The sequence below is a fragment of the Butyricicoccus pullicaecorum genome (assembly GCF_002160355.1).
GTDB lineage: Bacteria > Bacillota > Clostridia > Oscillospirales > Butyricicoccaceae > Butyricicoccus > Butyricicoccus pullicaecorum.
Genome location: NZ_NFKK01000039.1, coordinates 1 through 2577 on the forward strand (window position 1 = coordinate 1; position 2577 = coordinate 2577).

Sequence of the window (2577 nt, forward strand, 5' to 3'; positions counted from 1 at the left end):
GGAGGCGCAGCGAGAGCGAGTCTGAATAGGGCGAATGAGTTACTTGCATTAGACCCGAAACCGGGTGACCTATCCATGAGCAGGCTGAAGCGGTGGTAAGACACCGTGGAGGGCCGCACCCACGTCCGTTGAAAAGGCCGGGGATGACTTGTGGATAGCGGAGAAATTCCAATCGAACTCGGATATAGCTGGTTCTCCCCGAAATAGCTTTAGGGCTAGCGTTATGATAGATTACCGGAGGTAAAGCACTGAATGGGCTAGGGGCCGCGAGGTTACTGAACCCTATCAAACTAAGAATGCCGGATAATTGTTTCATAGCAGTCAGACTACGTGAGATAAGTCTCGTGGTCAAAAGGGAAACAGCCCAGATCCGCAGCTAAGGTCCCAAATAGATGCTAAGTGGAAAATGATGTGAAACTGCGAAAACAACCAGGATGTTGGCTTAGAAGCAGCCACTCATTCAAAGAGTGCGTAATAGCTCACTGGTCGAGTGGTTTTGCGCAGAAAATGTAACGGGGCTAAGCATCTAACCGAAGCTCGGGCAGTATCTAATACTGGGTAGGGGAGCGTTGTGTACGGAACGAAGTCAGAGCGAAAGCACTGGTGGACTTTACACAAGTGAGAATGCCGGAATAAGTAGCGAGAATTATGTGAGAATCATAATGGCCGAAAATCTAAGGTTTCTTGGGGAAGGTTCGTCCGCCCAAGGTTAGTCGGGAGCTAAGGCGAGGCCTAACGGCGTAGTCGATGCACATACGGTAGAAATTCCGTAACCACCGAACTTTAAGCATAAGGGACGCTTTCATTAAGGTTATCCCGGGCGATGGTTGCCCCGGGCGTAAGGGACCGAAATATAGTAGGGAAGTAACTGGCGTGAGAGACGAGAAAAGCTTATGTGTATACTAAGGTGCCCGTACCGCAAACCGACACAGGTAGATGGGATGAGTATTCTAAGGCCAACGGGAGAAGGGTTGTTAAGGAACTCGGCAAATTGGCCCCGTAACTTCGGGATAAGGGGCGCCTGCGAGAGCAGGCCGCAGTGAAAAGGCCCAAGCGACTGTTTAGCAAAAACACAGCTCTCTGCTAAATCGAAAGATGATGTATAGGGGGTGACGCCTGCCCGGTGCTGGAAGGTTAAGGGGAGTGCTTAGCGCAAGCGAAGGTGCGAACTTAAGCCCCAGTAAACGGCGGCCGTAACTATAACGGTCCTAAGGTAGCGAAATTCCTTGTCAGGTAAGTTCTGACCCGCACGAATGGCGTAACGATTTGGGCACTGTCTCAACAGCCCGCCCGGCGAAATTGTAGTACCGGTGAAGATGCCGGTTACCCGCAACTAGACGGAAAGACCCCATGGAGCTTCACTGTAGCTTGATATTGGATTTCGGTATTCCATGTACAGGATAGGTGGGAGACTAGGAAACACGGGCGCCAGCTTGTGCGGAGTCAACCTTGGGATACCACTCTTGGGATACTGGAATTCTAACCTGCGGCCCTGAATCGGGTCGGGGGACACTGTCAGGTGGGCAGTTTGACTGGGGCGGTCGCCTCCTAAAAGGTAACGGAGGCGCTCAAAGGTTCGTTCAGCACGGACGGAAATCGTGCGGTGAGTGTAAACGCATAAACGAGCCTAACTGCGAGAATGACGGTTCGAGCAGTAACGAAAGTTGGAGTTAGTGATCCGGCGGTATGTGAATGGAAATGCCGTCGCTCAACGGATAAAAGCTACCCTGGGGATAACAGGCTGATCTCCCCCAAGAGTCCACATCGACGGGGAGGTTTGGCACCTCGATGTCGGCTCATCACATCCTGGGGCTGAATTCGGTCCCAAGGGTTCGGCTGTTCGCCGATTAAAGTGGTACGCGAGCTGGGTTCAGAACGTCGTGAGACAGTTCGGTCCCTATCTGTTGCGGGCGTAGGAATATTGAGAGGAGCTGCCCTTAGTACGAGAGGACCGGGGTGGACGTACCGCTGGTGCACCAGTTGTTCCGCCAGGAGCATAGCTGGGTAGCTAAGTACGGACGAGATAAACGCTGAAGGCATCTAAGCGTGAAACTTCCCTCGAGATAAGTATTCCCACTCTTCGGAGGTAAGGCCCCACGTAGACTATGTGGTTGATAGGTCAGGAGTGGAAGTGTGGTAACACATGCAGCGGACTGATACTAATAGGCCGAGGGCTTGACCTAATGAATTAGGTAAAGAGTCTCGAAAATAGCTAAAGCGAGTAGTGATTGTTCAGTTTTGAAGGTACAACGAACCTTCTAAGCAGCTGACCTGACTGGCAAGCCAGTCACGGCCTTAGCTAAAAATATGTCACTGACATATTTTCTAAACGCTAAGGTTGTTCAGTTTTCAGGGTACAAACCCTAATATGCACCATTAGCTCAGTTGGTAGAGCAACTGACTCTTAATCAGTGGGTCCTGGGTTCGAGTCCCCGATGGTGCACCATTAAATCTTCTTCGATGAAGAGGATTGTCAAAGACCAGATGTGGCCCGTTGGTCAAGCGGTCAAGACGGCGGCCTCTCACGCCGCAAACGGGAGTTCGATTCTCCCACGGGTCACCATTTAAGTCTTGACA

The 2577-nt window shown here is 51.4% G+C and carries 2 tRNA genes and 1 rRNA gene; all 3 read left to right on the top strand.

From position 1 onward, the window contains the following. Positions 1-2183, top strand: a 23S ribosomal RNA gene (locus B5F17_RS14355); the annotation flags it as partial. A 187-nt stretch (positions 2184-2370) separates the two neighbouring features. Further along, a tRNA-Lys gene (locus B5F17_RS14360) sits at positions 2371-2446 on the top strand. 42 nt (positions 2447-2488) lie between these two features. Next, positions 2489-2563 (top strand) — tRNA-Glu (locus B5F17_RS14365). Positions 2564-2577: the final 14 nt, after the last annotated feature.